This is a genomic window from Roseivivax isoporae LMG 25204 (assembly GCF_000521865.1).
Taxonomy (GTDB): Bacteria; Pseudomonadota; Alphaproteobacteria; order Rhodobacterales; family Rhodobacteraceae; genus Roseivivax; species Roseivivax isoporae.
This window is the reverse complement of record NZ_JAME01000030.1, coordinates 24813-48582: the sequence shown is the minus strand read 5'-3', so window position 1 is coordinate 48582 and position 23770 is coordinate 24813. Positions and strand designations below refer to the sequence as shown.

Below are 23770 nucleotides of genomic sequence, written 5' to 3'. Positions count from 1 at the left end.
TCAGGTGGCGCGGCGCCCGCGCCGGAGTGCCACGGCCCCGGCCAGGTAGGCCGCCCCGCAGAGCACCAGGAGCCCCGCCGCGAACACGAGGAAAGCCGCGCCGGTCCCCGCGTCCGCCGGCAGGTGCGCGGCAAGCGGCGCGGGCGGCGTGCCCGTGAGCGCGGTCCAGCCCACCGTGACCCCGAGCCAGCCCAGGGCGAGCGCGCCCACCGCCCCGAGCCCCAGCCGGGGCCCCTGCCGGCGATGCCTGAGCCCGCGCCGGAACGCGGCCCGCGACCGTGCGATGTCCTCGCCCACGGCGAGCAGCGCGGGCACCACCAGCAGAACGAGCAGCATCCCGAACGCCAGCCCGAAGACCAGCGTCACGACCGTGGGCTTCAGGAACTCGGCCTGGCTCGACCCCTCGTAGAGCAGCGGCGCAAGCCCGAGGACCGTGGTCAGCGTGGTCAGCAGCACCGGGCGCAGCCGGTCCGCGGCGCCGTCGACGATGGCCGGCGCCATGCCGCGGTCGCGCGCGTATTCGTCGATCTGCGTCACCAGAACGATGGAATCGTTGATGATGATCCCGGTCATGCCAAGCAGCCCCACGACCGTGAACATCGACGCCGGCACGTCCCAGACCTGGTGCCCCCAGATCGCGCCGACGAGCCCGAAGGGAATGACCGCCATCACCACCAGCGGCCGCGACCAGCTGGCGAAGACCCAGGCGAGCACGAGGTAGATGCCGAGCAGCACGAAGACGAGGCCCGCGAACGCGTCAGACAGGAACGCGTCCTCGTCCTCGGACAGGCCCGACAGCGTGTAGTCCACCTGCCGCTCGGCCGAGATTGCGGGCAGGATCTCCTGCTCGAGCGCCTCCATGATGCCCGCGGCGCGGTCCGGATCGTCGCCCGAGATGTCGCCGGTGACCGAGATCACGCGCACCCCGTTCTCGCGCCGCACGGTCGAGAACCCGGTGCGCCGCTCGACTTCGACGATGTCGGCGAGCGCCACGTAGGCGCCGTCCGGCGTCCGCAGCTGGGTGGTCGACAGGAAGTCGGCGGTCAGCTCGTCCTCGGGCAGTTGCACCCGGATCTCGGCCGAGCGCGGCCCGAGCGGATAGGTCGCCGCCTCGACGCCGGCAAGCCGTGCGCGCAGCGTGCGGCCCAGCCCGTCGATGTCGAAGCCCAGCGCCTGCCCCTGCGCCGTCAGCTCGAGGATCAGCTCCTCCTGGTCGTAGGCGAGATTGTCCTCGAGCGCCGAGACTTCGGGAAAGCGGCCGAGCGCCGCCTTCAGATCCTCGGCCGCCTGTTTCAGCACCGATGCCTCGGCGCCCGAGAACTCGACGTCGATCGCATCGCCACCCGGCCCCGAACGCCAGCCGCGGAAGCTGACCGTCTCGGCCAGCGGATGCGGCACCACCGCCTCCTGCAGTTCACCGACGAAGGCGAAGGTCGAGAAGGGCCGCAGGTCCGCGTCGATCAGCTCGATCGAGATCGATCCCAGCAGGTCCGGGTCCTTGTTCTCGGTGCCGGCGAGCCCGCGTCCGGCGCTGCCGCCGATCTCGGTCATCACGTAGGCGACCGGGTTCGTGCCGTGCCGCTCCGCGTATTCTGCCGCGAGCGCCTCGGTCGCGCGCTGCATCTCGCGCATCATGGCGAGGCTGTCCGCGCGCGTGGCGCCCGGCGCCATGGCGAAGTTGCCGGAGATCGAGGACTGCTCGGGCGCGTTGAAGAAGCGCCACTGCACGTCGCCCCGGATCATCAGTGCGGCCGAGGCCGCAAGCGCCACGACGGCCGCCGCGAGCACCGGGTAGCGCGCGGCGATCACGCCGCGCATCAGCGGGCGGAACAGTCGTTCCCGCACATGCCGGAAGCCGCGGTTCACCACGCGAGAAGGAGCGTCGTACCAGCGGTCCTCCCCCGAGCGGGCAAGCGCGTGCGCCATGTGGTTCGGCAGGATCAGGAAGCATTCCGCGAGGCTTGCCAGCAGCACGGCGATAACCGTGAAGGGGATGTCGCGGATCATGTCGCCGAAGGGTCCGCCGATGACGGTCAGCCCGAAGAAGGCGATGACCGTGGTCAGCGTCGCGCAGAACACCGGCAGCGCCATCCGCCGCGCCGCCTGCTCGGCCGCCTCGGCCGGGGGCAGGCCGCGCCGGGCCAGCGCGTCCGCATGTTCGCCCACCACGATCGCGTCGTCGACGACGATGCCGAGCGTGATGATGAGCGCGAAGAGCGACACCATGTTGAACGTGATGCCACCCAGGTACATCAGCGCCACCGCCGCCAGCATCGCCGTGGGGATGCCCGCTGCGACCCAGAAGGCCACGCGCGCGTTCAGGAACAGGAAGAGCAGCGCCAGCACCAGCACGAGGCCCGTCAGGCCGTTCTCGACCAGGATGTCGAGCCGCGCGCTGATCTCCTCGGACCGGGTGCGGATCAGGTCGATGCGCGTGCCGCCCGGCAGCTCGGCCGTGAGTTCGGCGGCGATCTCCTCGACCTGGTTCTGGATGGCGATGGCGTCGCCGCGGGCGGTGCGGTCGACGCGGATCGAGATCGCCGGGTTGTCGCCCACGTAGTAGCTGCGCAGCCGGTCGATGCCCTCGACCCGCACGCGCGCCACGTCGCCCACGGTCAGGTTGGTGCCGTCGCGGTTCGAGCGCAGGACGATGCCCGCGATCTCGTCCGCGGCGCGTTTCTCCTGCCCCGTGCGCACGCGCGCGTTCGCCCCCTCCACCTCGCCCGCGGGGTCGGCGTCGACCTCTGCGGCGATGGCGTCGGCGAAGTCGGTCAGCGTGAGGTCGTGGGCGATGAGGCTCGCCGACGGCACCTCGACCACCGTGCGGGGGGCAGCGAGGCCGCGGATCGTGGCATTGGTCACCCCTGCCTCGAAGAGCCGCGCGACGAAGGTGTCGGCGTATCCCGCGAGCTGCTGCGGCTCGACCGGGCCGGTGACGACCACGTCGGTCACCCGGTCGAACCAGTTGTTGCGCGTGACCTCGGGATCCTCGGCCTCCTGCGGCAGGCCGGTCACCGCGTCGACCGCCGCGCGCACGTCGTTCGCCGCGCGCGCCATGTCCCAGCCCGGCTCGAACTGGATCTCGAGGCTCGCGCGGCCCTCCTCCGAACGTGCCTCGGTCGCGGCGACGCCGTCGACGGCCACGAGCGCGGGCTCGAGAAGCTGGACGATGCCCGCGTCGACATCCTCGGCCCCCGCACCCTCCCAGACCACGTCCACGTCGATCTCCTCGATCACCGTGTCGGGAAAGAACTGGGCCCGCATGTTGGGCAGGGCCGCGGCGCCCGCCGCGACCATCACCACGAGAAGGAGGTTCGCGAGCGTCCGGTGGGTGGTGAAATACCCGATCAGCCCCGAGAGCCCGCCTGCGTCGCGCCGCGCCACTTGATCAGCCCCCGATCCGGGCTTCGATGCGGCGCACCACGTCCGCGGGCACCTGCGGCTCGGCGAGTTGCGCGAGGATGCGCTGGCGCGCGGTCTCGGGCATGCGCTCGTTGCCTTCGACGAAGCTCACGAGGCGCGCGCGCCGCTCCTCGGTGAGCGAGACGAAATCGGCCTCGGCCTCCGTCGCGGCCAGCTCGTCGGGAACCGCGCGCCCGATGGCGCGCACCTTGATCCCGGCACCGAGAAGCGGCGTGCGCTGCGCCACGACCTGCCGGCCGGCCACGGCGTCGGCGACCACGAGGATGTCGTCGCCCTGACGGCGCAGCAGCGTGACCGGCACCGCCTCGAGCCGGTCCTCGGGTCCGATGGCGAGCACCGCGCCGGCGGGGTCCATCGCCGTCGCGGGCAGCCGCGCCACCCCGGACAGGGGCGGCTCCGCCACGGTCACGGTCACGAAGTCCCCCGGCCGGAACCCCGGCGCGCGGTCGAGCCGCGCGTAGATCACCCGGCCGGTCTCGCCGTCCGCCACCGATCCCGCCGCACGGTCGACGCGGCCCTCGGCCACGATGTCGGTTCCGAAGACGTCGAGCGTGACCGTCACCTCGGCGTCCCGCAGCGCACCGTCCCCGTCGAGCAGCCGCGCGTAGCCTTCGGTCGAGACGCGGAAGGCGACCTCGAGCGCATCGGGATCGATCAGCCGCGCGATCTGCTCGTTCTCGGAGACGAGCCGGCCCTCGACGACGGAGACCTCGCTGAGCACGCCCGCGAAATCCGCGCGGATCTCGGTATCGGCCAGCGCGCGCTCGGCCTCCTCGACGGCGATGGCGGCCCGGCGGCGCAGCGTCGCGGACCGGTCGACCCGCGCCTCGGCCTCCGCCACCGCCTGCCGGCGCTGGATCACCGTCGCACGGGCCGCCGCGGCGGCGAGCTCGGCATCCTCGACGGCCGAGGTGCTGCCGACGCCGCGCTCGCCAAGGTCGCGCTGGCGGGTCAGCGCGCGGGCATAGAGCGCCGCCTGCTCCTCGGCCGCGTCGAGGTTGTCGCGCGCCAGCGTCACCGCGCGCCGCGCCTCGCGCCCCTCGGCCTCGGCATCCTCGAGATCTGACCGCGCGCGATCGCGCGCGGCCTCGGCATCGGCCGGATCGATCCGGGCGAGCACCTCGCCCGCGGCGACGCGCCCGCCCTCGTCCATGGAGGGCGACAGCGCGACGATCCGCCCCGAGGTGCCCGCCCGGATCTCGAGCTCGCGGCGCGTGCGCACCTCGCCATAGGCAGTCAGCACCGGGCGCAACGTCTCGGCCTCGGGCAGCACCACGTTCACCGAGAACACGCGCTCCTGCCCCTCGGGGCGCGGCGGATCGTCGGCCAGCCGCACGGCGATCGCATCGCGCACCAGCGCCGCCGCCCAGACGAGCAGCGCGAGCGTGAGCGCGGTCATGAACAGGCCGCCGAGGCTGCGTCTCAGGAACCGCATGTCGTGTCCGTCCTCCCCGTTCCGGTGCCGCTTGCCGCGTTCAGATGGCGCGCCCGCGCGCCGGTCCCATGCGGGCTCTCGGGGATTTTACGGACCGGGCCCTCACTTCCGTCGCAGGTGTTCGTCGAGACGCGGCAGGATCTCGACGAAGTTGCAGGGCCGGTGCCGGTAGTCGAGCTGCGGCGCGAGGATCTCGTCCCACGCATCGCGGCAGGCCGAGGGCGAGCCCGGCAGCGCGAAGAGGTAGGTGCCGTTCGCGACGCCCCCGGTCGCGCGCGACTGCACCGCCGACGTGCCGATCTTCTGCATCGACACGATGGTGAACACGGTGCCGAAGGCCTCGATCTCCTTCTCGTAGACGTCGCGGTGTGCCTCCACCGTCACGTCGCGGCCGGTGAGCCCGGTCCCCCCGGTCGAGATCACGACATCCACCTCGGGATCGGCGCACCAGGCGCGCAGCCGACCGGCGATGACGTCGCGGTCGTCGCGCACGATGTCGCGGGCGGCAAGGGTGTGGCCGGCTTCGGTCAGGCGGGCGACCAGCGTGTCGCCCGAGCGGTCGTCCGCCGCGCCGCGGGTGTCGCTGACGGTCAGGACGGCGATGCGGACGGGCAGGAAATCGCGGGACGTGTCGATGCGGCTCATGGGGCGGGAATGTCCTTGGGGTTCGACGCGGCCAGCCGCGCCCTGAGGTCGAGGAGGTCCCCCCACGCCTCGCGCTTGGCGGCGGGATTGCGCAGGAGGTAGGCGGGGTGGAACATCGGCAGGCACGGGCGGTCCATCGCCTCGGTCCAGGTGCCGCGCAGCCGGGTGATGCCGCTCCGGCCCAGCACCGCCCGCGCCGAGATGTTGCCCATGACCACCAGCACGTCCGGGTCGGCGAGCGCCACGTGCCGGCGCAGGAACGGCAGCATCATCGCGATCTCCTCGGCGGCGGGATCGCGGTTCTGCGGCGGCCGCCACGGCAGCACGTTGGTGATGTAGACGCCCGCGTCGCCCGACCGGTCGCGACCGAGCCCGATCGCCGCGAGCATCGCGTCGAGAAGCCGCCCGGCCCGCCCGACAAAGGGGCGGCCCTGCAGGTCCTCCTCGCGGCCCGGCGCCTCGCCCACGATCATCAGCCGCGCCGAGGGCGCACCGTCCGCGAAGACGCAGTTCCGCGCGCCGCGGCGCAGGTCGCAATGCGGATAGGCCTCCATGGCCGCGCGCAGGGCGTCGAGGTCGGCCGCGGCGTCGGCGGCGCGCGTCGCCTCTGCGACCGGATCGACCTCTGCCGGCGCCGCAGGTGCGGCGGCGGCGGTGATCGCGGCCGCCCGGGGCGGCTCGGCCGCGACCTCGAACCGGTTCACGGGTCCCTCGGCGATGGTCTCGGTCACGCCGAGATCCACCTGCCATTCGAGTGCCGCCAGTGCCGCGTGCCAGTCCAGAGCCGATTCCATGCGCGCATCCTAAGGTTCCGCGCGCCCGAGCGGAATGCGCCGTTTGGCAGCGGCCGCGCGCCGGCCCGTCTGCCGGCTCGGCCTTGCCGCCCCATGCCCGCGCCGCTACAACGCCCCGGACCGCCCGACGGAGACCCGTTTCCCATGCGTTTCGACCATCGCCACCTTCTCGGGATCGACCCGCTGCGCCCGGACGAGATCGTGACGCTGCTCGACCTCGCGGACCGCTACGTGGCGCTCGGCCGCCAGCGCGAGAAGCACGCGACGAGCCTTGCGGGCCTCACCCAGGTCAACATGTTCTTCGAGAACTCGACCCGCACGCAGGCGAGCTTCGAGCTGGCCGGCAAGCGGCTCGGCGCGGACGTCATGTCGATGTCGATGCAGGCCTCGTCGATCAAGAAGGGCGAGACGCTGATCGACACGGCGATGACCCTGAACGCCATGCATCCCGACCTGCTCGTGGTGCGCCACCCGCAATCGGGGGCGGTCGACCTCCTGGCGCAGAAGGTCCGATGCGCGGTCATCAACGCCGGCGACGGTCGGCACGAGCACCCGACGCAGGCGCTGCTCGACGCGCTGACCATCCGCCGGGCGAAGGGACGGCTGCACCGGCTGACCGTCGCGATCTGCGGCGACATCGCGCACAGCCGCGTCGCGCGGTCGAACATCCTGCTCCTGCACCGGATGGAGAACCGCGTGCGGCTCGTCGCGCCGCCGACGCTCCTGCCCGCCGGCATCGACGGCTTCGGCGTCGAGGTCACCCACGACATGCGCGAGGGGCTGAAGGACGCGGACGTGGTGATGATGCTGCGCCTGCAGAAGGAGCGGATGGACGGCGGGTTCATCCCCTCCGAGCGCGAATATTACCACCGCTACGGGCTCGATGCGGAAAAGCTCGCCCATGCCAAGGAGGACGCCATCGTGATGCATCCCGGGCCGATGAACCGCGGGGTCGAGATCGACGGCACGCTGGCCGACGACATCAACCGCTCGGTGATCCAGGAACAGGTCGAGATGGGCGTCGCGGTGCGCATGGCGGCCATGGACCTCCTGGCCCGCAACCTGCGCGCCCGCCCGACCGAGGTGATCACGTGACCCGGATGGAGATCAGCGCCGCCGAGGAGGGCGTGACGCGCGTCTTCCACCTCGACCTGCCCGCCGACGCGGTCGAACGCTTCACCACGCAGGCGGGCACCGGCGAATGGCCGCTGCAATACGCGCTCGGCGCCGAGACGCTGCGCCCGGCCTTCGTCGAGGTCGTGCGCCTCTCGGATCTCGGCGACATGGCCCTGTCGACCTACCTCGCCGAGGCGCATGCCCTGTCGGGCCCGGATTTCGAAGCCGCGCGGCCGCAGCTCGACGCGCTCGCGGGCCATGTGGTGGTGCTGCCGAGCCAGGCCTTCGACCATACCGCGCAGGTCCTGAACGTGCAGTCACCGCTGCGCTGGATCGGCACGTTCCTCGAGCCGCGGGTGCGGCGGGCCGCGGCGCCCCTGCATTCCGAGGCCGCGCGCGGAACGTCCGGCGGCTCCAGCCGCGACGGCGGCCGGGCGCTCGGGGGCAACCGGCTCCTGCGCGCGCTCGCGGTGCTGCTGATCGTCCTCTTCGTGGGCGCGCTCGCCATCGGGCTGGGGCTCGGCGGATGAGCGGCCCCGAGACCCCGATCGCGCTCCACCGCGACGCGCCCGTGCTGATCCGCAACGCGCGCCTCGTCGACCCCGAGGCCGGCGCCGTGCGTGCCGGCAGCCTGCTGATCGAAGGCGGCCGCATCACCGAGATCATCGATGCGCCCGAGCCCGAGATCGACGCGGGCCGCGTGCCGGACCGCAACCGGATCGACGCGAACGACCGTTTCCTCGCCCCCGGGATCGTCGATATCGGGGTGAAGGTCTGCGAGCCTGGCGAGCGGCACAAGGAAAGCTACAAGACCGCCGGCGCCGCCGCCGCGGCGGGCGGCGTCACCACGATGGTGACGCGGCCGGACACACTTCCCGCCATCGACACGCCCGAGACGCTCGAGTTCATCCGCCGCCGCGCCGTCGAGGCCGCGCCGGTCACCGTCCTTCCCATGGCCGCGCTGACCAAGGGGCGCGAGGGCCGCGAGATGACCGAGATCGGCTTTCTCATGGATGCCGGCGCCGTCGCCTTCACCGATTGCGACCACGTGGTCACCGACACCCGCGTCCTGTCGCGCGCGATGACCTATGCCGCGGGCCTCGGCGCGCTGATCGTCACCCATCCGCAGGAGCCGGGCCTGAGCCGCGGCACGGCGGCGACCTCGGGCAAGTTCGCGACGCTGCGCGGCCTGCCCTCCGTCTCGGCCATGGCCGAGCGCATGGGGCTCGACCGCGACATCGCGCTCGTCGAGATGACGGGCGTCCGGCTCCATGCCGACCAGATCACCACCGCGCGCGCCCTGCCCGCGCTCGAGCGCGCCAAGCGCAACGGCTTCGACGTGACCGCGGGCACGTCCATGCACCACCTGACGCTGAACGAGATGGACGTCGCGGATTACCGCACGTTCTTCAAGGTGAAGCCGCCGCTCCGGTCCGAGGACGACCGGCAGGCGGTGATCGAGGCGGTGCGCTCGGGGCTCATCGACACGATCTCGTCCATGCACACGCCGCAGGACGAGGAATCGAAGCGCCTGCCCTTCGAGGAGGCGGCCTCCGGCGCCGTGGGGCTCGAGACCATGCTGCCGGTCCTGCTGCGGCTCTACCATTCGGGCGACCTCGACCTGCCGGTCCTTTTCCGGGCCCTCGCGCTGAACCCCGCGCGGCGGCTCGGGCTCGACGGCGGACGGCTCGCCGTGGGCGCGCCCGCGGACCTCGTCCTCTTCGACGCCGACAAGCCCTTCGTGCTCGACCGGTTCGGGCTGCGTTCGAAGTCCAAGAACACGCCGTTTGACGGCGCGCGGCTGCAGGGTAAGGTCCTGAAGACGTTCGTCGCCGGTTCCGTCGTCTACGAGAGCGCCTGATGCCCCCGATCGATTCCCCTCTGGCCGTCCTCCTGCTCTGGGGCCTCCTCGGCTACGTTGCCGGCTCGGTGCCCTTCGGGCTGGTGGTCACCCGCGCCATGGGGCTTGTCGATCCGCGCAGCATCGGGTCGGGCAATATCGGCGCCACCAACGTCCTGCGCACCGGCTCGAAGAGCGCCGGCGCGCTGACGCTGATCCTCGACGCCGTGAAGGGCGCGCTGGCGGTGCTGGCCGCGCGGCTCGCGGCGGGCGAGGACGCGGCGCAGGTGGCGGGGCTCCTGGCCTTCGTCGGACACTGCTACCCGGCCTGGCTGCGGTTCCGTGGCGGCAAAGGGGTCGCGACCTTCCTCGGGGTGCTGCTGGCGCTGATCTGGCCCGTGGGGCTCCTGACCTGCGCGACCTGGATCGCGGGCGTCGCGCTGACGCGGGTGTCGAGCGTGGGCGCGCTGGCGGCGGCGGCCTCCTCCACCATCTGGATGGTGTTCCTCGGCCGGGGCGACGTTCTCCTCATCGGGATCGCGATGACCCTGCTGCTCTACTGGCGGCATCGGCAGAACCTCGCCCGGCTGCGCGCGGGCACCGAGCCGCGGCTTGGCCGCAAGCCCTGACCTGCCCTCATCCCGGAATCTGACCGGACAGCGCCCCGGCCACCGCGTCGGGATGGGTGATGGGCACCATGTGGCCTGCCTGCGGCACGACGACCTCGCGGGCATTGGGCAGACGCGCCTCGAGGCCGGCATGGATGCCCGCCACCACCGGCCGCGTCTCCGCGCCGCGGATGAGGAGCGTCGGCGCCGTGACCGCCTCTGGCCGGCCCGGCGCGAGCAGCCCGCGGGAATCCTCCATCAGCGCGCCGTCGGTGGCGAGGACATAGGCCATGCCGGCGCCGAGGGCCGCGCGCTGCGCGGCGCTCAGGTCGTCCCATCCCCGCGCCGGGTCACCCCAGAGCGTGGTGAAGATGCGCGCGGCCTCTTCGCGCCGCCCCGCATCGAAGGCGGCCCGGATCGGCCCGAACTCCGCCACGTGCCCGGCGAAGGCCTCGGGCGCGTGGCCGCGCGCCGCGGCAAAGAGCACGGGCTCGACCAGCGTCAGCGAGGCCACCCGGTCGGGATGCGCCTCGGCGAGCCGCAGGGCCACCGTGCCGCCGAAGCTGTGCCCCACGAGGTGCACGGGCGTGCCGAGCGACCCGTCATCGAGAAAGCTGCCGGCGATCCCGGTCACCACGTCGTGCAGGTCGCCCGTACCGTCCCAGTCCGCGCTCCGGCCATGTCCCGGCATGTCCGGCGCCACCGCGTCGATGCGATCCGAGAGGCGTTCCGCCACCCCCTTCCATGCGCCCGAATGGGCGAGCGCGCAGTGCAGGAACAGCACCGGCGCCGTCCCCCTGCCGAGGCGCCGCCAGTGGACGGCCGTGCCTGCCCGCGACCCGTCCGGCATCAGAGCTTGCCGGCGAGGTGCAGGTCGAGGTCCTCGAGCCGGTCGTGCCCCCAGAACCGCTGGCCGCTGTCGACGATGTAGAACGGCGCGCCGAACGCGCCCGAGGCCACCGCGTCCTCGAGGTTCGCGGCATAGATCTCCGCCCCGGTGAGCAGCCCGCGATCCGCGAGGCCGGGATCGAACCCCGCCTTCTCGAGGCAGTCGCGCACCACCTCGTCCTCGGCGATGTCGCGTTCCTCGGCCCAGCAGGCGCGCAGGAACGAGAAGGTCAGCGCACCCACGTCGCCCCCGCCGGCCTTCTGCGCTGCGATGATGGCATAGGCGGACGGCGCGGGGTTCGTCGGCCAGTGCGCGGGCTTCAGGTGCATGTCCATGCCGCGCTTCTTCGAAAGGCGCAGGATCTCCTGCGCGCGGTATTCCTGCCGGCTCGGGTGACGCTGCGCCGGGGGCGTGCCGCCGGTGCGCTCGAACAGCGCCATGATGTCGACGGGCCTGTAGGTGATGTCCGCGCCGTGGCGTTCGGCGATCGTCTCGAGCTCGGTGCCCGCGAGGTAGGTGAAGGGCGAAAGCGTCGTGAAGTAGTAGTCGATATGCGGCATCGCGGCATTCTCCTGCGGGCATCGGCTTTGCCAATTGGTAAGCGCATGCTAAGCGCACCGCAACCTGACCCCACGAGACGATTTCCGGAGCCCCCGTCCCATGCCCAGCGTGATCGAACCCAAGCTGATATCCGGCAACGCGAACCTGCCGCTCGCCAAGGCCATCGCGCGGCGCATGTCGCTCTATCGGGGCATGAGCGTGGGGCTGGTCGACGCGCGGGTCGAGCGCTTCAACGACGCCGAGATCTTCGTCGAGGTGTTCGAGAACGTGCGCGGCGAGGACATGTTCGTCATCCAGCCGACGTCGAACCCCGCCAACGACAACCTGATGGAGCTGCTGGTGATGGCCGACGCGCTGCGCCGGTCGTCGGCCGCGCGCATCACCGCGGTGATCCCCTATTTCGGCTATGCCCGGCAGGACCGCCGCACCAAGGCGCGCACGCCCATCACCGCAAAGCTCGTGGCCAACATGATCGCGAGCTCGGGCATCGAGCGGGTACTGACCATGGACCTGCACGCGGCGCAGATCCAGGGCTTCTTCGACATCCCCGTCGACAACCTCTACGCCTCGCCGATCTTCGCGCTCGACATCCAGAGCCAGCTCAAGGGCCAGCTGGACGACGTGATGGTGGTGTCGCCGGACGTGGGCGGCGTCGCCCGCGCGCGGGAACTGGCCAAGCGGATCGGGGCCCCGCTCGCCATCGTCGACAAGCGCCGCGAGAAGCCCGGCGAGATCGCCGAGATGACCGTGATCGGCGACGTCGCGGGCAAGCAGTGCTTCATCGTCGACGACATCTGCGACACGGCCGGCACGCTCTGCAAGGCGGCCGAGGTGCTGAAGGATCACGGCGCGACCGAGGTCCATGCCTACATCACCCACGGCGTCATGTCGGGCCCGGCGGTCGAGCGCATCACCAACTCGGTGATGAAGTCGCTCGTCATCACCGATTCCATCGAGTGCAGCGACGCGGCCCGCGCCGCGCCCAACATCCGCGTGCTGCCCACCGCCCCGATGTTCGCGCAGGCGATCCTCAACATCTGGAACGGCACGAGCGTGTCGTCGCTCTTCGAGACCGAGACGCTGGGCCCGATCTACGAGGGCATCCTCTAGGCGCCTGCCCGCCCACCGCCAGCGTCGCCGCCATGATCCTGCCGCAATCTAGTTCTAGCAGATAATCATTATCGAACGCTGGTTTCGTTCCGATCGAACCGGAAAACAAGGGCGACGCGGACGGACCCAGAAGGTGTGCAGGTGTGTGATGCGATGTTTTGCCTTCTCCGGGTTCATGCCCGGCCGGTCTCTCGGGTGCCGTGGCCGCAACCACGCAACCGGCGGTCCGTTCCGCGTGACTGACGTCCCGAGTCCCCTCCAGCCAGACTGACGCCCGGCCCTGCCGCGCGGCCGCCGCCCGTTGCACCGGGCGCAGCCGCGCGGATCCGGCCGGCGCCAGGCGCTTCAGGACGCGGACATGGCGACGATCTACGATCTCATCGAGATCACCACCGAACCTGCGGCCGACACGACCTATTCGGTCGCGGACGGCCAGATCCTCGGGGTGATCGACGGGATGACCTCGGCCGATCTCGACGACGGCGAGTTCGACCTGGGCGATCGCGTCACCATCGCCGGCGTCGGCTACACGATCAGCCGGATCCAGAAACCCGCCTCGCAGGGAACGTTCCTGCTGGCCGACGGGAGCACCCGCAGCTTCCTCCCGGCGCACGAGGATAACCTCTGGGTCACGTTCCTGACGGTGACCAACGGCGCGACCTCGCGCCACTTCGTCATCCCGGACGACAGCTACGGCGACATGGACGTCGCGGCCGTCACCACCGGCGCGCTCGACGACGTCACCGCAAGCGATTCCGCCACGGTCAGCACCTTCGACAATTCGGTGAACGTGGTGTGTTTCGCCCTCGGCACGCGGATCGAGCTGGCGGACGGGCGCGAGCTTCGGGTCGAGGAGATCGGGATCGGCGACCTGATGCGGACGCGCGACCACGGCGCCCAGCCGGTGCGCTGGATCGGCCGGATGGACCTGCCGCCCGCCGCACTCGCCGCGAACCCGAAGAACCGGCCGATCGAGATCGCGCCGGGCGCGCTCGGCCCGGGCTGCCCGAGCCGGCCGCTGGTCGTCTCGCCTCAGCACCGGATGCTGGTCCGCTCGGCCATCGCCCGGCGCATGTTCGCCTCGGACGAGGTGCTGGTGGCCGCGCGCCTGCTCCTGCCCCTGCCAGGCATCCGCGTGCGCGAGGACGTGGCGTCCGTGGTCTACTACCACCTGGCCTTCGACCGGCATGAGGTGGTGAATGCCGACGGCGCGCCGGCCGAAAGCCTCTATGCGGGGTCGGAGGCGCTGCGCACGCTCAGCCCGGATGCCGCGGCGCGGCTGCGTGCCCTCGCGCTGACAGACGCGCCCGCGGGCCCCCTGCCCGGACTGGCGCGTCCCGTGGCGCAGGGCGCGCGCGGAAAGGGACTGGTGCAGCGCCACCTGAGGAACCGCAAGCCGCTCTTCGCCCCGTGAGAGCTCGGCGCATGGGCGTCAGTAGAGCTCCCAGCTGTCTTCGTCGCGCAGCTCGCCGATGGCCAGCCAGGTCATGCGGACCCGCGCCACGCGACTGTCGGACCAGGTGCGGAACACCATGTCGAAGCCGTCCTCGTTCACGTCGTCCGCCGCCACATCGGCGCGGATGTTCGGCCCTGAATCCATGTCCCAGAGCGCCAGCGCCACCTGCACCGTCGGGGGCGCCCGGAAGGGTTCGGAAAAGGCGATGCGCCGGCGCCGTTCGCGCGTGCCCGACCCGGTCCACATGTCGCCGCCGGTCGCGAACTCCGAGAACAGGTCCACCGCGCCCTGGTCCACGCCGATCGTCGCGCCGTTCAGTCTTTTCATGGATGCGTCTTGGTCCGATGGCCTGAGACCGCAAACGACGACGCCCCGCCGGGACGGCGGGGCGTTGCGTCCGGTCGGTGCGGCACGTCAGAGGCTCGGCTGACGGGTCGACAGGCCGATGTGACCGCCCACGGCGACCATGTCGGCGAGCAGCTTTGCCGCGTCGTCCACCGGGCCGGGTTCGTTCTGGAACGTCTCCTTGGCCTTGCGGTAGGTTTCCTCCGCCTCGGCCACGAGCGTCTCGTAGGTTTCCTGCGTCACGTCCTCGCGCGCAAGCGCACGCTCCGCGAGCACCGTCAGACCCTCGCCCAGCTCGGCGAAGCCGCCGGTGACCACGAACTCCCTCGTGCCCGACGGCGTCTCGACCCGCATGATGCCGGGGCGCAGCGTGGTGATGAGCGGCGCGTGGTTCGGCATCGCCGTCAGGTCGCCGTCGGCGCCGGGGATGACGACCGACACGACCTCTTCCCGCATGAGCCGGCGTTCCGGGCTCACCAGGTCGAACTGCATGGTCTCTGCCATTCAAGGCCTCCTTCACTGCGGGCGGGGGCGTCGAACGCGCCCCCGGCCCCAAGTCTCGTCAGGATCAGGCGGCTTCCGAAGCGAGCCGCTCGGCCTTGGCCTTCACGTCCTCGATGCCGCCGACCATGTAGAAGGCCGCCTCGGGCAGGTGGTCGTATTCGCCGGCCACGACCGCCTTGAAGGATGCGATCGTGTCCTCGAGCGGCACCTGGATGCCGTCCGAGCCGGTGAACACCTTCGCCACGTCGAAGGGCTGCGACAGGAAGCGCTGGATCTTGCGCGCGCGGCTCACGGTCAGCTTGTCCTCTTCGGACAGCTCGTCCATCCCGAGGATCGCGATGATGTCCTGCAGCGACTTGTAGCGCTGCAGGATCCCCTGCACGTCACGCGCGACGGTATAGTGCTCGTCCCCGAGGATGCCCGGATCCATCAGGCGCGAGTTCGAATCGAGCGGGTCCACGGCCGGGTAGATGCCGAGCTCGGAGATCGCGCGCGACAGAACGGTGGTCGCGTCGAGGTGGGCGAAGGTCGTCGCCGGCGCAGGGTCGGTGAGGTCGTCGGCGGGAACGTAGACGGCCTGGATCGAGGTGATCGAGCCGGCCTTGGTCGAGGTGATGCGTTCCTGCATCGCGCCCATGTCGGTGGCGAGCGTCGGCTGGTAGCCCACGGCCGAGGGGATGCGGCCAAGAAGCGCCGACACCTCGGAACCCGCCTGCGTGAAGCGGAAGATGTTGTCGACGAAGAACAGGACGTCCGTGCCCGACTGGTCGCGGAACTGCTCGGCCAGCGTGAGGCCGGTCAGCGCGACGCGCGCGCGGGCGCCCGGGGGCTCGTTCATCTGGCCGTAGACCAGCGCCACCTGGGATTCCGACAGGTTGTCGGGCTTGATCACGTTCGATTCCACCATCTCGTGGTAGAGGTCGTTGCCCTCGCGGGTCCGCTCGCCGACGCCGGCGAAGACCGAGAAGCCCGAGTGCACCTTGGCGATGTTGTTGATCAGTTCCATGATCAGAACCGTCTTGCCCACGCCGGCACCGCCGAAGAGGCCGATCTTGCCGCCCTTGGCGTAGGGCGCGAGAAGGTCGATCACCTTGATGCCGGTCACGAGGATCTCGGACTCGGTCGACTGCTCGCTGAACTCGGGCGCCGGGGCGTGGATCGGGCGGTACTCGTCCGCCGTGATCGCCTCACCCTCGTCCACGGGCTCGCCCACGACGTTCAGGATGCGGCCGAGCGTGGCGTTGCCCACGGGCACGGTGATCGGCTTGCCGGTGTCCTCGACGGCCTGGCCGCGCACGAGGCCCTCGGTCCCGTCCATGGCGATGGTGCGCACGGTGTTCTCGCCGAGGTGCTGGGCAACCTCGAGCACCAGTCGGCGGCCATGGTTGTCGGTCGTGAGCGCGTTCAGGATCTCGGGGAGGTGGTCGTCGAACTGGACGTCGACCACGGCGCCGATGACCTGCGTCACTTTGCCTTTCGCGTTTGCCATCTATCGTCTCCGGTTTTCGAGGGCCGGCGGCCCCAAGTCGGTTCATTCGGTTGTCGCGCGGCGTCCGCGGGCCCGATCGCGGGGGCCTGGCCCCGCTCCCGCGCCTGCCGCGCATGCATTCGGTCGGGCCGCCGGGCGGGCCGGCGGCCGGAACTCAGAGCGCCTCTGCCCCCGAGATGATCTCGATCAGCTCGTTGGTGATGACCGCCTGACGGGTGCGGTTGTACTCGATCGTCAGGTCGTCGATCATCTCGCCCGCGTTGCGCGTCGCGTTGTCCATCGCGGACATCCGCGCACCCTGCTCGGACGCGCCGTTCTCGAGCAGCGCCGCGAAGATCTGCGTGGCCACGCCGCGCGGCAGGAGGTCCGCGAGGATCTCCTCCTCGGACGGCTCGTAGTCGTAGAGCATGTTCGCCTCGGGCGCCGCGTCGTCCTGCTGGTAGTCCGCGGGGATCACCTGCTGGGCGGTCGGCACCTGGCTCACGACGTTCTCGAACTTCGAGAAGAAGATCGTCGCGACGTCGAATTCGCCCTTGTCGAAGCGGTCGAGCAGATCCTGCGCGATCTTCTGCGCGTCCGCGTAGGACAGCCGCTTGACGTCCGACAGGTCATGGTGCCCGACGAAATGCGCACCGAGATCGCGGCGCAGGTTGTCGCGGCCCTTCTTGCCGACAGTCAGGATCTTGACGTCCTTGCCCTCGCCGCGAAGCTTCTGCGCCCGCTGGCGCGCCAGCTTGGCGATGTTGGCGTTGAAGCCGCCGCAGAGCCCCCGCTCGGCGGTCATGACCACGAGCAGGTGCACCTTGTCCGATCCCGTCCCGGCCAGCAGCCGGGGCGCGCTGTCGCTGTCGCCCACCGATCCGGCGAGCGCCGCCATGACGGCGTTGAACCGCTCGGCATAGGGGCGCGCCATCTCGGCCGCATCCTGGGCGCGACGGAGCTTGGCCGCCGCGACCATCTGCATGGCCTTCGTGATCTTCCTCGTGTTCTTGACCGAGGAGATCCGGTTTTTCAGGTCCTTGAGGGACGGCATGCGTCGTCTCCCTTACGCGAAGTCGGCGGCGTATTCGTCCAGCGCAGCCTTGATCTTGTTGGCGGCATCGCCCTTGATCTTCGGATCCTCGTTGGTGATCCAGTCCAGCACGTCCTTCTTCTTGGACCGCAGGAACGTCAGGAGCCCACGCTCGAACCGGCCCACGTCACCGACGGGCAGCTTGTCGAGGTAGCCGTTGGTGCCGGCGAAGATCACGCAGACGATTTCCGCGTTGGTGAGCGGCGCATATTGCGGCTGCTTCATCAGCTCGGTCAGGCGTGCGCCGCGGTTCAGCTGGCGCTGGGTCGCCGCGTCGAGGTCCGAGCCGAACTGCGCGAAGGCCGCCATCTCGCGGTACTGCGCCAGTTCCAGCTTCACCGGGCCCGCGACCGACTTCATCGCGTTGGTCTGCGCCGACGAGCCCACGCGGCTCACCGAGAGGCCGGTGTTCACGGCCGGGCGGATGCCCTGGTAGAACAGTTCGGTCTCGAGGAAGATCTGGCCGTCGGTGATCGAGATCACGTTGGTCGGGATGAACGCCGAGACGTCGCCGCCCTGCGTCTCGATGATCGGCAGTGCCGTCAGCGAGCCCGAGCCGTTCGCCTCGTTCAGCTTCGCCGACCGCTCGAGCAGCCGCGAGTGGAGGTAGAAGACGTCGCCCGGGTAGGCTTCGCGGCCCGGCGGGCGGCGCAGCAGGAGCGACATCTGGCGGTAGGACACGGCCTGCTTCGACAGGTCGTCGTAGACCATCAGCGCGTGGCGGCCATTGTCGCGGAAATACTCGCCCATCGCGGTCGCGGTGTAGGGCGCGAGGTACTGCATCGGCGCGGGGTCCGAGGCGGTCGCGGCGACGACGATGGAATATTCGATGGCGCCCGATTCCTCGAGCTTCTTCACCAGCTGCGCCACGGTCGAGCGCTTCTGGCCGATGGCGACGTAGACGCAGTAGAGCTTCTTGCCCTCGTCGTCGCCTGCCGCCTCGTTGTAGCTCTTCTGGTTGAGCATGGTGTCGAGCGCGACGGCGGTCTTGCCGGTCTGGCGGTCGCCGATGATGAGCTCGCGCTGGCCGCGGCCGATCGGGATCATCGCGTCGATGGCCTTGAGGCCCGTCGCCATGGGCTCGTGCACCGACTTGCGCGGCATGATGCCGGGCGCCTTCACGTCGGCGACGCGGCGCTCCGCGGCCTCGATCGGGCCCTTGCCGTCGATCGGGTTGCCGAGCGCGTCCACCACGCGGCCGAGCAGCGCGTCACCGCAGGGCACGTCCACGATGGAGTTCGTGCGCTTGACGGTGTCGCCTTCCTTGATGTCCTTGTCGGAGCCGAAGATCACGACGCCGACATTGTCGGTCTCGAGGTTCAGCGCCATGCCCCGGATGCCGCCGGGGAATTCCACCATCTCGCCGGCCTGCACGTTGTCGAGACCGTAGACACGGGCAATCCCGTCGCCGACCGACAGCACGCGGCCAACCTCGGCGACCTCGACCTCCTGACCGAAGTTCTTGATCTGCTCCTTCAGGATCGCAGAAATCTCGGCTGCTTGGATACCCATTTATCCGACCTCTTTCATGGCATTCTGGAGAGCGGCGAGCTTCGAGCGGATCGAAGTGTCGATCATCTTCGAGCCCACCTTGACGACGAGACCACCGATCAGGCTTTCATCGACGGTCGTGTTCAGCTTGACCTCGCGGCCCACCTTGTCCTTCAGCGTGCGCGCCAGACGGTCGCGCTGGTCGTCCGACAGCTCGATGGCCGAGGCCACGTCCGCGGTGACCTCGCCCTTGTGGTCTGCCAGCAGCGCGCGCAGCTGCGTCACGAACGCGGGCAGCACGAACAGCCGGCGCTTGTCGGCCATCAGGCCCAGCGTGTTGCGCATCACCGGCGAGAGACCCATCTTCTCCGCCACCGCCATGATCGCCTGCTTCTGCGCCGACCGGGCGTAGATCGGCGACTGGATCAGGTCGCGCAGATCGGCGCTTTCGGAGAGGGCTGCTGCCAGGTCGTCGATGTCGGTTTCGAGCTTGCCGATCGCATCCTCGTCTCTTGCGATCTCGAAGACGGCCGAAGCGTAACGCTCTGCGATGCCGGAGGAAATCGATGCTGGTTCAGCCACGTCCACCCTTCCGATATTCGAGCCCCCGTGACCCGTTTCACGGGGTCAGGAGGCGTTGTCCGGTTTGCCCCAGCGGTCACGGGGCGTCAAAATCAGCGCGGATGTAGCAGAGCATCCCCACCCCCGCAACATAGTAGAACGTTTTCAACCTTTCTATGAAACGCCCTGTTTTCAGGTGTTTCCCGCGGCTGTCGCGATTGTCGCAGGCAGCCGGATCCGCCAGACGCCTCAAGACGTTCGCTTTTTCGTGAACGTGGCGGACGATTCCCCGGCGCGCCGGCGGCCGGTGCGCGCCCAACCGTCGCAGGCAGCGGCCGGGTCGCGGGCGGGCCGCGTCACACGGGCTTTGCCACCGGGCTCGGCGCGAGGGCGCCGAGCGGCTCGCGCACCCGTGCGCCGATCCCCCGGCGCGTGGGCGGATAGCGCTTCGAGGCGAGGACCAGCATGACGCCGCCGGCCATGGCCGCGGGGATCCACGTGCCCATCCGTTCCCAGAAGGGGCCCGTGCGCATCCAGAACCGCCGCGTCGACGGCGGCTGGTAGAGCACCGACACGTGGTCCTCGGGGATGAAGTCGTGCGCCCTGAGCTGCGCCTCGAGCTGGCTCAGGGAATAGGGCCGGCCGTAGCCGAAGGGTGTGCGGTCCGACCGCGCCCAGAGCCCGGTGCGGTTCGGCACGACGAAGAGCGCCTGTCCTCCCGGCCCCAGCACGCGGTAGCATTCGTCGAGAAGCGCCGAGGCGTTCTCGGACGTCTCGAGCCCATGCATCAGCACCAGCCGGTCCACGTGTCCCGTTTCGAGCGGCCACTCGGTCTCGTGGCAGAGAACCGACACGTTGGGCTGGTTCGCGGGCCAGTGCATCACCCCCTGCGGTGCGGGCATGAGCCCGATCACCCGCCGCGCCTCGGGCAGGAACGGGCGCAGGAGCGGCACGGCAAAGCCGTAGCCCGCAACCGTGTGGCCGTGGGTGTCAGGCCAATAGTCGCGCACCCGGTTCCGCACCAGCTTCTGCGCCACCCGGCCGAGCGCGTGCCGGTAATAGAAGTCGCGCAGCGTGCGGACATCCAGATGCATTGCAGGCCTCCCGCCGAAAGCTCTAGCGTTGTCCCGAGTCTATAAGGATGGAGCGAAATTGAAATGGCCCTCGACCTCGTGACGATCCCGGCCCTGTCGGACAACTACACGTTCCTCCTGCATGACAGCGAGAGCGGCGCGACCGCGGTGATCGACGTGCCCGAAGCCGGCCCCGTCGACGCCGCACTGAAGGACCGCGGCTGGACCCTGTCTGAGATCTGGCTGACCCACCACCACGACGACCACATTCAGGGCGTCGAGGAACTCCTGTCGCGCCACCCCGCCCGGGTGACCGGCGCGCGCGCCGACAAGGGGCGCCTGCCGCCGCTCGACCGTGCGCTGTCCGAGGGCGACAGCTTCGACTTCGGCGGCGAGGAGGTGTTCGTGATGGAGGTCCCGGGCCACACGGTGGGGCACATCGCGTTCCACCTGCCCGGCTCGGCCATCGCGTTCACCGGCGACAGCCTGATGGCGCTCGGCTGCGGTCGGGTCTTCGAGGGCACGATGGACCAGATGTGGCAGAGCCTGCAGAAGTTCCTCACCCTGCCCGCCGGGACCACGCTGTGCTCGGGCCACGAATATACCGCCAAGAACGCCGAATTCGCGTTGACCATTGAACCGGACAATGCGGCGCTTAAATCACGTGCAGACGCCATCACGGCAGCACGGGCGCGCGGCGAGCCCACGGTGCCGTCCAAGCTTTCAGACGAACTCGCCACCAATCCGTTTCTCCGGGCCGCGGACGAACCCGTGCGCCGCAACCTGGACATGATGGATGCTCCCGCCGCCGAGGTCTTCGCCGAGATCCGGCGCCGGAAGGACGGCTTCTGAACCGCCGCAGACCGGTCGCACGTTTTCCCGACAGCCGCCGCCCGTCACGACAGATGTGACCGGCGGCGACACAGAAAAAACTTGAAGGACGGGGACAATCGACCGAACTTTAACCTCACGAGGCAAAGCTGGGACGGCGCGCCCGGCGCAGACTAGAGGAGCACAGGATAGTGCCTTCATTCTCGAACACTCTTGAGCAGGCAATCCACGCTGCGCTGGCACTCGCCAACTCGCGCAGCCACGAATTCGCGACGCTGGAGCACCTTCTTCTCGCGCTCGTCGACGAACCCGACGCTGCCCGAGTGATGAAGGCCTGCGATGTCGACACCGAGGAGCTTCGGACCTCGCTGGTCGAGTTCATCGACGGCGACCTGTCGAACCTCGTGACCGACATCGAAGGGTCCGAGGCGGTTCCGACCGCCGCCTTCCAGCGCGTGATCCAGCGCGCCGCCATCCACGTCCAGAGCTCCGGCCGGACCGAGGTGACCGGTGCCAACGTGCTCGTCGCCATCTTCGCGGAGCGCGAAAGCAACGCTGCCTACTTCCTGCAGGAGCAGGAAATGACCCGCTACGACGCGGTGAACTTCATCGCGCACGGCGTGGCGAAGAACCCCGCCTACGGAGAAAGCCGCCCCGTCCAGGGCGCGGCCGACTCCGAGGAGGAGGCGCAGGCGACCGAGTCCGCCTCTGGCGGCGATCAGAAGGAATCCGCGTTGGCCAAGTATTGCGTCGACCTGAACGCCAAGTCCCGGAAGGGCGACGTGGACCCGCTGATCGGCCGGGAACACGAGGTGGAGCGGTGCATCCAGGTCTTGTGCCGGCGCCGCAAGAACAACCCGCTCCTCGTCGGTGATCCCGGCGTGGGCAAGACCGCCATCGCGGAGGGCCTCGCGCGCAAGATCGTGAACGGCCAGACCCCCGAGGTGCTGTCGCAGACGACGATCTTCTCGCTCGACATGGGCGCGCTGCTGGCCGGCACGCGCTACCGCGGCGATTTCGAGGAGCGGCTCAAGGCCGTGGTCAACGAGCTCGAGGAACACCCCGACGCGGTGCTGTTCATCGACGAGATCCACACCGTCATCGGTGCGGGGGCCACGTCGGGCGGCGCGATGGACGCGTCGAACCTGCTCAAGCCCGCGCTGCAGGGCGGGCGGCTGCGCACAATGGGGTCGACCACCTACAAGGAGTTCCGCCAGCACTTCGAGAAGGACCGCGCGCTCAGCCGCCGGTTCCAGAAGATCGACGTGAACGAGCCCTCGGTCGAGGACAGCGTGAAGATCCTCAAGGGCCTGAAGCCCTATTTCGAGGACCATCACTCGATCAAGTACACCAACGAGGCGATCAAGACCGCGGTCGAGCTGTCGGCCCGCTACATCAACGACCGCAAGCTGCCGGACAAGGCCATCGACGTGATCGACGAGGCCGGCGCCGCCCAGCATCTCGTGGCGGAATCGAAGCGCCGCAAGTCCATCGGCGTGAAGGAGATCGAGGCGGTCGTCGCCAAGATCGCCCGCATCCCGCCCAAGAGCGTGTCGAAGGACGACGCGGAGGTCCTGCGCGACCTCGAGAACTCGCTCAAGCGCGTGGTCTTCGGCCAGGACCCGGCGATCGAGGCGCTGTCCTCGGCGATCAAGCTCGCCCGCGCGGGCCTGCGCGAGCCGGACAAGCCGATCGGCAACTACCTGTTCGCGGGTCCGACCGGCGTCGGCAAGACCGAGGTCGCGAAGCAGCTGGCAGACACGCTCGGGGTCGAGATGCTGCGCTTCGACATGTCGGAATACATGGAGAAGCACGCGGTCAGCCGCCTGATCGGCGCGCCTCCGGGCTATGTCGGCTTCGACCAGGGCGGCCAGCTGACGGACGGCGTGGACCAGCATCCGCACTGCGTGCTCCTGCTCGACGAGATCGAGAAGGCACACCCCGATGTCTACAACATCCTGTTGCAGGTGATGGATCACGGCACGCTGACCGACCATAACGGGCGCACGGTGGATTTCCGCAACGTGATCCTGATCATGACGTCGAATGCCGGCGCGCAGGAGCAGGCGCAGAACGCCATCGGCTTCGGCCGCGACCGGCGCGAGGGCGAGGACACCGCCGCCATCGAGCGGACGTTCACGCCGGAATTCCGCAACCGGCTCGACGCGGTCATCTCGTTCAAGCCGCTGCCCAAGGAGGTCATCCTCCAGGTGGTCGAGAAGTTCGTCCTGCAGCTCGAGGCGCAGCTGCTCGACCGCGGCGTGACGATCGAGCTGAGCCGGCCGGCGGCCGAATGGCTGGCCGATCGCGGCTACGACGAAAAGATGGGCGCACGTCCGCTGGGCCGCGTGATCCAGGAACACATCAAGAAGCCGCTGGCCGAGGAACTGCTCTTCGGCAAGCTGACGAAGGGCGGCGTGGTCCGCGTGAGCGTCAAGGACGACAAGCTCGACCTGACGCTCGACGGTCCCGAAAAGCGCCGTCTCTCGTCCAATCGGCCGCCGCTCCTGACGGCCGAGTAAGGGCT

The 23770-nt window shown here is 69.9% G+C and carries 21 protein-coding genes; 8 read left to right on the top strand and 13 right to left on the bottom strand.

Translation table 11 applies throughout. From position 1 onward, the window contains the following. The 4 genes from RISW2_RS17295 to RISW2_RS17280 all read right to left on the bottom strand — a co-directional run bounded on the left by RISW2_RS17295 (nucleotide 1) and on the right by RISW2_RS17280 (nucleotide 6297). Nucleotides 1-3384: an efflux RND transporter permease subunit gene (locus tag RISW2_RS17295; RefSeq protein WP_043773513.1), complete on the bottom strand. Its 3384-nt coding sequence runs from the start codon at nucleotides 3382-3384 to the stop codon at nucleotides 1-3. A gap of 4 nt (nucleotides 3385-3388) precedes the next feature. Then, on the bottom strand, nucleotides 3389-4858 hold the full coding sequence (locus tag RISW2_RS17290) for an efflux RND transporter periplasmic adaptor subunit (protein ID WP_043773512.1): 1470 nt from the start codon (nucleotides 4856-4858) through the stop codon (nucleotides 3389-3391). 102 nt (nucleotides 4859-4960) lie between these two features. Continuing rightward, on the bottom strand, nucleotides 4961-5503 hold the full coding sequence (gene moaB / locus RISW2_RS17285) for a molybdenum cofactor biosynthesis protein B (RefSeq protein ID WP_043773510.1): 543 nt from the start codon (nucleotides 5501-5503) through the stop codon (nucleotides 4961-4963). After that, nucleotides 5500-6297, bottom strand: a complete 798-nt coding sequence (locus tag RISW2_RS17280; RefSeq protein WP_043773509.1) for a uracil-DNA glycosylase — start codon at nucleotides 6295-6297, stop codon at nucleotides 5500-5502. Before RISW2_RS17280 ends, moaB begins: the two co-directional genes overlap by 4 nt. Nucleotides 6298-6441: 144 nt before the next feature. Between RISW2_RS17280 and RISW2_RS17275 the strand changes: the two genes are divergently transcribed. Genes RISW2_RS17275 through plsY form a run of 4 tightly spaced genes read left to right on the top strand, consistent with a single transcriptional unit; the run spans nucleotide 6442 to nucleotide 9882 of the window. Continuing rightward, the gene (locus RISW2_RS17275) at nucleotides 6442-7392 is read left to right on the top strand and encodes an aspartate carbamoyltransferase catalytic subunit (protein WP_043773507.1); all 951 of its coding nucleotides are present in this window, start codon (nucleotides 6442-6444) and stop codon (nucleotides 7390-7392) included. 5 nt (nucleotides 7393-7397) lie between these two features. After that, the gene (locus RISW2_RS17270) at nucleotides 7398-7943 is read left to right on the top strand and encodes an aspartate carbamoyltransferase catalytic subunit (RefSeq protein WP_244437625.1); all 546 of its coding nucleotides are present in this window, start codon (nucleotides 7398-7400) and stop codon (nucleotides 7941-7943) included. Further along, complete coding sequence (locus RISW2_RS17265) at nucleotides 7940-9274, top strand: dihydroorotase (RefSeq protein WP_051492125.1); 1335 nt, start codon at nucleotides 7940-7942, stop codon at nucleotides 9272-9274. The genes RISW2_RS17270 and RISW2_RS17265 overlap by 4 nt, the downstream gene beginning before the upstream one ends. Beyond that, entirely contained in the window at nucleotides 9274-9882 is a 609-nt protein-coding gene (plsY, locus tag RISW2_RS17260) for a glycerol-3-phosphate 1-O-acyltransferase PlsY (RefSeq protein WP_043773504.1), read from the top strand. Before RISW2_RS17265 ends, plsY begins: the two co-directional genes overlap by 1 nt. A gap of 7 nt (nucleotides 9883-9889) precedes the next feature. Here the strand turns inward: plsY and RISW2_RS17255 are convergent, their stop codons facing one another. Then, nucleotides 9890-10645 carry an alpha/beta fold hydrolase gene (locus RISW2_RS17255; protein ID WP_244437622.1) on the bottom strand — a complete coding sequence of 252 codons (756 nt, stop codon included), beginning with the start codon at nucleotides 10643-10645 and terminating at the stop codon, nucleotides 9890-9892. A 65-nt stretch (nucleotides 10646-10710) separates the two neighbouring features. Further along, on the bottom strand, nucleotides 10711-11310 hold the full coding sequence (locus tag RISW2_RS17250) for a 2-hydroxychromene-2-carboxylate isomerase (RefSeq protein ID WP_043773501.1): 600 nt from the start codon (nucleotides 11308-11310) through the stop codon (nucleotides 10711-10713). Between the two features lie 100 nt (nucleotides 11311-11410). On the opposite strand from RISW2_RS17250, the gene RISW2_RS17245 reads away from it, so the two are divergent. Both RISW2_RS17245 and RISW2_RS17240 read left to right on the top strand, forming a co-directional pair. Continuing rightward, on the top strand, nucleotides 11411-12421 hold the full coding sequence (locus RISW2_RS17245; RefSeq protein WP_043773499.1) for a ribose-phosphate pyrophosphokinase: 1011 nt from the start codon (nucleotides 11411-11413) through the stop codon (nucleotides 12419-12421). Between the two features lie 358 nt (nucleotides 12422-12779). After that, on the top strand, nucleotides 12780-13835 hold the full coding sequence (locus tag RISW2_RS17240; RefSeq protein WP_051492124.1) for a Hint domain-containing protein: 1056 nt from the start codon (nucleotides 12780-12782) through the stop codon (nucleotides 13833-13835). A gap of 18 nt (nucleotides 13836-13853) precedes the next feature. Here the strand turns inward: RISW2_RS17240 and RISW2_RS17235 are convergent, their stop codons facing one another. The 7 genes from RISW2_RS17235 to RISW2_RS17205 all read right to left on the bottom strand — a co-directional run bounded on the left by RISW2_RS17235 (nucleotide 13854) and on the right by RISW2_RS17205 (nucleotide 20433). Beyond that, entirely contained in the window at nucleotides 13854-14204 is a 351-nt protein-coding gene (locus RISW2_RS17235) for an H-type lectin domain-containing protein (protein WP_043773498.1), read from the bottom strand. A gap of 87 nt (nucleotides 14205-14291) precedes the next feature. After that, the gene (locus RISW2_RS17230; RefSeq protein WP_043773497.1) at nucleotides 14292-14726 is read right to left on the bottom strand and encodes a F0F1 ATP synthase subunit epsilon; all 435 of its coding nucleotides are present in this window, start codon (nucleotides 14724-14726) and stop codon (nucleotides 14292-14294) included. Nucleotides 14727-14790: 64 nt separating this feature from the next. Continuing rightward, nucleotides 14791-16215 carry a F0F1 ATP synthase subunit beta gene (atpD, locus tag RISW2_RS17225; RefSeq protein ID WP_043773496.1) on the bottom strand — a complete coding sequence of 475 codons (1425 nt, stop codon included), beginning with the start codon at nucleotides 16213-16215 and terminating at the stop codon, nucleotides 14791-14793. A gap of 154 nt (nucleotides 16216-16369) precedes the next feature. Beyond that, nucleotides 16370-17248 (bottom strand): F0F1 ATP synthase subunit gamma, encoded by an 879-nt coding sequence (locus RISW2_RS17220; protein ID WP_043773495.1) that lies wholly within the window; start codon nucleotides 17246-17248, stop codon nucleotides 16370-16372. Between the two features lie 12 nt (nucleotides 17249-17260). Then, nucleotides 17261-18799 (bottom strand): F0F1 ATP synthase subunit alpha, encoded by a 1539-nt coding sequence (gene atpA / locus RISW2_RS17215; RefSeq protein WP_043773494.1) that lies wholly within the window; start codon nucleotides 18797-18799, stop codon nucleotides 17261-17263. Beyond that, nucleotides 18800-19366, bottom strand: coding sequence for a F0F1 ATP synthase subunit delta (locus tag RISW2_RS17210; RefSeq protein WP_084615455.1), 567 nt, complete (start codon nucleotides 19364-19366; stop codon nucleotides 18800-18802). A 329-nt stretch (nucleotides 19367-19695) separates the two neighbouring features. Then, a complete protein-coding gene (locus RISW2_RS17205; protein WP_043773491.1) occupies nucleotides 19696-20433 on the bottom strand; it encodes a class I SAM-dependent methyltransferase in 738 nt (245 codons plus the stop codon). A gap of 63 nt (nucleotides 20434-20496) precedes the next feature. Between RISW2_RS17205 and gloB the strand changes: the two genes are divergently transcribed. Both gloB and clpA read left to right on the top strand, forming a co-directional pair. Then, complete coding sequence (gene gloB, locus RISW2_RS17200; protein ID WP_043773489.1) at nucleotides 20497-21264, top strand: hydroxyacylglutathione hydrolase; 768 nt, start codon at nucleotides 20497-20499, stop codon at nucleotides 21262-21264. A gap of 170 nt (nucleotides 21265-21434) precedes the next feature. Further along, a complete protein-coding gene (gene clpA, locus RISW2_RS17195; protein ID WP_043773488.1) occupies nucleotides 21435-23765 on the top strand; it encodes an ATP-dependent Clp protease ATP-binding subunit ClpA in 2331 nt (776 codons plus the stop codon). Nucleotides 23766-23770 lie beyond the last annotated feature (5 nt).